Annotated in this window: 9 protein-coding genes, 1 tRNA gene and 1 pseudogene; 6 read left to right on the plus strand and 5 right to left on the minus strand. The window is 39.1% G+C overall.

Annotated elements, in window-relative coordinates:
* Nucleotides 1-178 precede the first annotated feature (178 nt).
* The 3 genes from INF29_RS06975 to INF29_RS06985 all read left to right on the plus strand — a co-directional run bounded on the left by INF29_RS06975 (nucleotide 179) and on the right by INF29_RS06985 (nucleotide 2,566).
* The gene (locus tag INF29_RS06975) at nucleotides 179-1,135 is read left to right on the plus strand and encodes a DUF6076 domain-containing protein (protein ID WP_193485524.1); all 957 of its coding nucleotides are present in this window, start codon (nucleotides 179-181) and stop codon (nucleotides 1,133-1,135) included.
* A gap of 340 nt (nucleotides 1,136-1,475) precedes the next feature.
* Entirely contained in the window at nucleotides 1,476-1,862 is a 387-nt protein-coding gene (locus tag INF29_RS06980; protein WP_193485526.1) for a hypothetical protein, read from the plus strand.
* Between the two features lie 101 nt (nucleotides 1,863-1,963).
* A complete protein-coding gene (locus INF29_RS06985; RefSeq protein WP_193485527.1) occupies nucleotides 1,964-2,566 on the plus strand; it encodes a hypothetical protein in 603 nt (200 codons plus the stop codon).
* A 31-nt stretch (nucleotides 2,567-2,597) separates the two neighbouring features.
* On the opposite strand, the gene INF29_RS06990 is transcribed toward INF29_RS06985, so the two are convergent.
* The 4 genes from INF29_RS06990 to INF29_RS07005 form a co-directional block, all read right to left on the minus strand.
* A tRNA-Thr gene (locus INF29_RS06990) sits at nucleotides 2,598-2,670 on the minus strand.
* A 365-nt stretch (nucleotides 2,671-3,035) separates the two neighbouring features.
* Nucleotides 3,036-3,383 carry a hypothetical protein gene (locus INF29_RS06995; protein WP_072853953.1) on the minus strand — a complete coding sequence of 116 codons (348 nt, stop codon included), beginning with the start codon at nucleotides 3,381-3,383 and terminating at the stop codon, nucleotides 3,036-3,038.
* 65 nt (nucleotides 3,384-3,448) lie between these two features.
* Entirely contained in the window at nucleotides 3,449-3,685 is a 237-nt protein-coding gene (locus INF29_RS07000) for an HTH-like domain-containing protein (protein ID WP_072853955.1), read from the minus strand.
* Nucleotides 3,686-3,776: 91 nt separating this feature from the next.
* Entirely contained in the window at nucleotides 3,777-4,220 is a 444-nt protein-coding gene (locus INF29_RS07005; protein WP_193485529.1) for a hypothetical protein, read from the minus strand.
* Between the two features lie 95 nt (nucleotides 4,221-4,315).
* On the opposite strand from INF29_RS07005, the gene INF29_RS07010 reads away from it, so the two are divergent.
* The 3 genes and pseudogenes from INF29_RS07010 to INF29_RS07015 all read left to right on the plus strand — a co-directional run bounded on the left by INF29_RS07010 (nucleotide 4,316) and on the right by INF29_RS07015 (nucleotide 6,306).
* Entirely contained in the window at nucleotides 4,316-5,407 is a 1,092-nt protein-coding gene (locus INF29_RS07010) for a serine/threonine protein kinase (protein WP_193485531.1), read from the plus strand.
* A gap of 296 nt (nucleotides 5,408-5,703) precedes the next feature.
* Nucleotides 5,704-5,817, plus strand: a pseudogene (locus INF29_RS15345) (double zinc ribbon domain-containing protein); the annotation flags it as partial.
* Between the two features lie 12 nt (nucleotides 5,818-5,829).
* Nucleotides 5,830-6,306, plus strand: a complete 477-nt coding sequence (locus tag INF29_RS07015; protein ID WP_243184118.1) for a hypothetical protein — start codon at nucleotides 5,830-5,832, stop codon at nucleotides 6,304-6,306.
* A gap of 156 nt (nucleotides 6,307-6,462) precedes the next feature.
* On the opposite strand, the gene INF29_RS15350 is transcribed toward INF29_RS07015, so the two are convergent.
* Nucleotides 6,463-6,542, minus strand: an 80-nt coding sequence (locus tag INF29_RS15350; RefSeq protein WP_408626509.1) for an IS3 family transposase, incomplete at its 5' end; no start/stop codon positions are given.

The following is a 6,542-nucleotide window of genomic DNA, read 5'->3' on the forward strand; positions in this document are numbered from 1 at the left end:
TGATATGGGCATTGGAACACCACCTCCTCGTTCATGTCTCAAAAATATTTAGACTTATCAAAAATATTATTTTTATAAGTCTATAACTAAAATTTAACACGCCATTGCTTTTTTGTCAAGACACATTTATAATAATATTATAGTTCTGTCTAATTTTTATTTTGAAAGGAAAATGACCATGGCTGATGATCTGCAATATAAAGTCTATCTGTTAGAGGGACAGGAAAACTTCGTAACAGAAACAAAAGAATATGCGCTGAAAAAAGAATATCAGTTTCCTGATAGTCTGATCGATTTTCTGTATGTGGATTTCCAACCCCTTATGGGCGCATTTGAACAGCTGGGGCGGGATATTGAAAACCTCTACCAGAAAAAAGATGCCCAGTACACCAGAAGCGTTTTGGACTTTCTCCATGACATGGCAAAGGTACACCCCTATTTCGAAATCACTTACCATGTTTGGAAAAAGAGATTCCGTCAGGCAGAAGAACAGGAATTCAAGAACATCATTGACCTACTGCCGAGAAAACAACTGACTTGGATTCCTTCGGAAGCAGTGGAGATACAGCGTCAGATCAGAGATATTTTCGACAACTGTTTGGACAGAGATTTATCTCAAGGGACTGTCAATGAACGGCTGACAAGCCATTTCAAAAAATATCAGGATGATTCTTTGAAGCTGTTCCACTTCCAGAAATTGAATATCAAATATGAAATGGTAGAAGATCGAGCTTTTACAGATGTGCTTTATCCAGAAAGCATTTATGATGTCATTGATTATATCCTGCGGGAATGCATCAAGAGAGAACAGCCCATCAGAAAATGCAAGAACTGCCAGAAATATTTTGCCATCCGTGGCAGAACCGATACGGAATACTGCTCCCGCCCTATTGACGACATGGGCAGGACATGCAGAGATTTGGGGGCGTCCTATCTTTGGGAAAGAAAGAAAAAGGATGATGAGATATTCAAAGTTTACAGACGGGAATATAAGAAGCGTTTCGCATGGATCAAGAGCAAAAAAATCTCTCAGGAGGATTTTTACGCATGGTCTGAGAAAGCAAGACAGCAGAAGGAATTGTGTGATCGTGGGGAGATGACACTGGAGGAATTTAAGGATTGGCTGAAGAAATAATGCAACATAAAGGGGTGAAACAATTATGCTGATGATTCTTTGGATTGCGGGGATAATTTCAGGTTTTGCGTTTCCATTATTTCTTATCTCAGCAGTGAGATCAAAGGATGAAGAAAACGAAGTAATGACATATACCTTTCTGTCCTGCTTGACTTTTGGAATTTGTATGCTTTCTATTTTGGTGACACTTGTATATTCCTAATGACTGTAGAATCATTTGATTCAAAGAAATAAAATTCTCGGCTCAAGCAAAAGCAAGATTTCTGGATGAATGATGTAGGTGTAGAGAGATGACATGTAAAATGAAAGGGCTAGCAAAAACATCAAAGGGGGACTCTGTATGAAAAAGAAATTGAGTATCATCGCTGTTGTTCTTTTGTTATTAGGCTGTGCCTATTACTTTGGAGTTGGTTTTTTGCCTGCAACGAACGTTGTTGTGACGGATTTTGAGGTTTCAGAACAACAGGATAGCATGACCATCCAAACTTCCATCGCTTCCTCTGCTGGTTATACGAGAAGTGTAAAAAATGTATCTGATGATCCCGAAAAAATGATGTTAAAATTCTATTCTGCTTTTGGAGGCGTCAATGGCTCCATTGGAGCAAAAAGTGAATTTGATCTTCCCATCTCTCCTGAATGTGAGGAAATCTATGTCCTGTTATATGATGATTATAGATTGACCCTTGCGAAAAATCCAACTACTGGAGAATGGGAACGAATCAAATAACAGGCTATTGGAAAAAATCATAACTTGAAATCACTTGACTTCTGATTCCATAAGAGTTTATATACCACAAAGCATATTAAATTCTAAAAGGTGGTTATCTTATGGATATTTTCGAAGCATATCTCTCCTCACCTAACGAAAGCACCCCAACATTCTCCGCATTCTTTCAGTCAGCACAAGACCTAAAGGAAAGCCTTGGGACGAAGGGATACTTGCTGGATCATTATCTTTCTCTCTGCTTTCGTTTGGTTGCACAGATTGATTTTGTCAGCTTGCAAGATGAAGTTTCAGAAGCCATGGTTGCCATAATGCGAAGCATTTCTGATGCAGAAGCAGAAAAAGCATTTGCCTGTCAGGAAGTTCATACAAGACAAATGCTCTGGCTGATATCTCATGCAGACTCCTTGTTGGAGCAGGCATTCCAAGACTTCATACAGGAAAAGACACTTTCCTCTGAAACCAGTGTAGACATCATAGACCTCAGACAAACAGAGGAAAAAATAAAAGTTCTCATTGGACAGGAGAAACTGGAATCTTTCCAGAGAATATTTCTTCGTCGTTTTCTGTTTTCTTCTGTGGCACAGCTCTTTTTACAAGGCATGACCACAGAGTTCATCAGAAGATTTCTGACCACCGATATAGAAACAGGGAGCGAGGTTTTCCGAATCCATCTGAAAAATTTTGGACATGAAAAAAACGGCTAAAACCTAAGGTTTTAACCGTTTTTTTGCAAAGAGCCGGAAACGTGACTCGAACACGCGACTTACTGATTACGAATCAGTTACTCTACCGACTGAGTTATTCCGGCATATCTGATGGACTATCCTTATCTACAACCAGCGACCTGTTCCTTACGAATCAACGAAAACAGTATCATCAGATAAACATCTATAACACTATATCACAAATTCTCATAAAACGCAATAAAAAACATCATAAGCAGACTCAAAATACGATGCTATCTTAACCTCTTATTTCTCCAACATCTAACAAAAATAAATTCTCATAACGATTTTCTAAATTCATCTTATGTTCCAATGGAAGATAAAATGTATACACCGTTCATTTTATGTCTGATTTTCTCACATCTATTTTTTTCTAAAGACTTTATAATCAAAGAATCACAGAAAACATCCAAGGTTCTCTGTGATTCTCCCATTCATAAAAATTTAGTTATGCTCTTTTCTCTTTGATCAAACCAATGAGAAAAATCACTGCAAAAATCAAGCACAAACTTCCCCAAACAATCAAGTCCTGAAAAATGCCATGTGCGGTCAGTCCCAAAACGCCTGCCAGAGCATAAGCAATGATGCAGAATATGCTGCCTCCGCGACTATTTCTTGCCGCAGTGGCTACGATACCTGCCACCAGCATCAGCAATGCCACAGCCATTCCTACGCCGCCGCTGGTTCCGCCTTCATTTGCCAATGCATCCCCCACTGTAGCTGCGCAAGATTGGAATAAAACCACCATTGTCAGTACAATGCTGATGATACCAATAACTAATTTTGCTGTTTTCATGTTACTTCCTCCCTTTTTCTATTTGTTTTTTACGCAAATAACCTCTCACAAAAAGGAAGGCAAACTCATTCTCGATCGCCTCTTGGAACCACATATCTGGATAATTTGATCCCTTTGCTGATTTCAGAAACATAACCGGACTGGATTCCAGAGAGTTCCACAATATGTTTGATGGTACAGCCACTGCTTTGCAGTTCTTTCGCATAAAGAATACCAAATAGATTGACCTGACACACCGCTTCATTCCGTCTGGCATTTTCGTACATACTGCGCAGAATTTCTGCCAATTCCATATCTGTCATAGGTTCCCTCCTTTGCTTTTTGCTATTCGCTATTTGCAAATTCAGTATAAAGGAAAAGCCCCATGATTTTTCCCCCGATTTAGGGGAGTTTTTAATCTGCGCTTCTAGTCAGTTCCGTTTCTCCATATTCCTGCAGCCAACTATTGACCGTATCCACAGAAGTAATTCCCTCATTGAATGCAATGATAAAAATGGCATCTCTCTGTTTTTTGGGATACAGTCCCGGCATTCCATACAATGCCAATGCCCGTTGCACTTCCTTCAGATTCATTCCCATGGCAATAAAGATACGGAGCAGCTTATCCCGATCTTTGGTATGACTTTCTCCATTGAGCAATTTATATCCATACTTCTGGGGCATATCCGCTTTTTGAAAAATATCCTGCCGTTTCAGATTCCTTTGCTGAATCAGCTGATCCATATAGGTAATGAAGCTATGTGACTGCACTGTCATATCATCCTGCAATATTGACAATTCCGCTTTCTTGGTATGTTTTAATATTTCCATTAACTTTGATGTGCTTTTTTCTTCCATATTTCCACTCCTGTTTACAAAAGCCTGTTCATTGTAGTAAAATTATACTGCATTTCACATTTTGAAACAATAGGGATTCATTTTGAGGTGAACTTATGGAATTACAAACCCGTCTGCGTTTATCATTCTATAGAGAAATTGCTGATATTAACACAGCCCATCATATCCGTCTGGTACAGCACACAGTAAGCGGAAAAATTTTTGTAAAAAAAGAGCTATCCATATACGATTTACAGGTTTTTCAATATCTGATGACTGAAAACATCCCGGGCACCCCAAAAATTGAAGAGCTTATCGAAGAAGGCAACACCTTATACGTCATCGAAGAATATATTTCCGGTAATTCTCTGGAGGAAATCCTTGCCAAAGAAGGTAGCTTTTCAGAAGAAAAAGCTGCTGATTATATTCTGCGCATCTGCCGGATTTTGCAGCCCCTGCACCAGCAGCATCCCCCCATGGTTCATCGTGATCTGAAGCCATCCAATCTGATTTTGACTTATGACGGCAGATTGGTTTTAGTGGATTTCAATTCCGCAAAGTCTTATCATCCCGAGCGTTCTCAGGATACTGTTCTTTTCGGCACAGCCGGATACGCTGCTCCAGAACAGTATGGTTTTTCCCCTTCCGCACCAGCTGCTGATATTTACGCATTGGGGGTACTGTTCCACAAAATGCTCACCGGTGCCCTTCCAACAGAAACAAACTACACAGGAAAATTTTCTGGTGTCATTGCCAAATGCATCGAAATCGATCCGAAAAACCGCTATAATTCTGTTACTGCATTCCAAAAAGCCATCGAAAAAATACTGAAGCCTCCTCTCACTCTGGAACAACTTAAAATTCCTGAAAAATGCCAAGGATACGCCTTGCCGGGTTTTCGCAGCAGAAAAAAAGGTTATATGATCGGGGCTGCCATCTGGTATTTCTGTCTTGTAATCGGCTGTCTTTTTATGGAATCAGACAATGTTGTTGGCATTCAGTTGATTCCTTACAAAATTATCAGCTTTATCATATTTTTCTCTCTGACACTTTGGCTGGGGAATTACAGAGGCATTCAATATTATTTCCCCCTTTGCCTTCATCGCAATCGCGCAATTCGATATATTGCCATTGGATTTTTCGCCTATGTATGGATTTTCCTGTTAATGATTATTCTGGCTTTCGCTGTGGATGCCCTTGCACCATAAAACAAAAATCTTTGCCGCCTTTGGGCGGCTTTTTCTTTTTCATAACTATTTTACATTCAATGAACCGGATCCCATGAGAAACCCAGAAATAGTAATTTTTTCTAAATAATTGTAAAAGTATGTTGCACACCTTGGAATTAACCTGTAAAATGTATGTATATTCCATTTATCATTTATATTTTTTTAAGCAATGCACCAAAAACAAATATCCGACCATGGTCATTCTGTATAAAAATTCAGAAACCATCTGCATGACACCATCAACAATCTGATGCACATGATAAAGGAGAGAAACTATGCACTGCCCCTACTGTAATCATAAAATTTCTGCACATGCAAACTTCTGCGAGCAATGCGGGAAAAAAATCCCCAAGTGTCCTACTTGCAGTCATATTATTTTGAAAAGAGAAAATTTTTGTCCCGTGGATGGAACCCCTTTTCCTCCCGAATTTTTTGCTGACTGGCCAATGGAAGAAGCTTCTCTTTCCGAAAAAACCACACTTCCAGAAGAAACCGCACTTCCAGAACCTGATTTGCAGGAACTTTCTTACAGCACGGCGGAACCAATCGAATCAGATGTCATAGATGATGAGGATTTTGAGGAAGAATATGACGAAGAATATGATGACTTTGAAGATTTCGAGGATTATGATGAATCTGAGGAATCAGAAAAAACCAATTGGAAACCGATTCTCATAGCAGCTGCCATTGTCGGTGTCATTTGCATCTTCATCAGTTATATTGCAATTGTAACAGGACCAGGTACTTTGAAAACAGAGGAAAACACGCAGGTAGAAGCATCTGCAAAACAACAGGACACCCAAGAAGCAGACGCTGCTGTATTTCTTCAGTATTCCGATGATTTATTCTTGATGCCACAGGATGATATAATCATTTAACAGCAGAAAACAAATACGAAAGAAAGCTGGTTTATTTTGTTCAAGCAATACAAATGGAATTGCTTTCAAGAATTTTCACAAGAAAATAAAAATAGCCGGAACCCTTAAAATGAACTGAACCCAAAAAGTTAGACAATATTTTCAAATTAAAATTGTTTAAGAAGCCAGAAGGGCTTGTTGTCTGTAAATTGCAGGTGGCAAGCCCTTTAACTTTGCTTTGATTCGATGGTTATTAT

Origin of the sequence: Anaerotignum lactatifermentans, from assembly GCF_014982935.1 — a bacterium.
Lineage (GTDB): Bacteria > Bacillota > Clostridia > Lachnospirales > Anaerotignaceae > Anaerotignum > Anaerotignum lactatifermentans.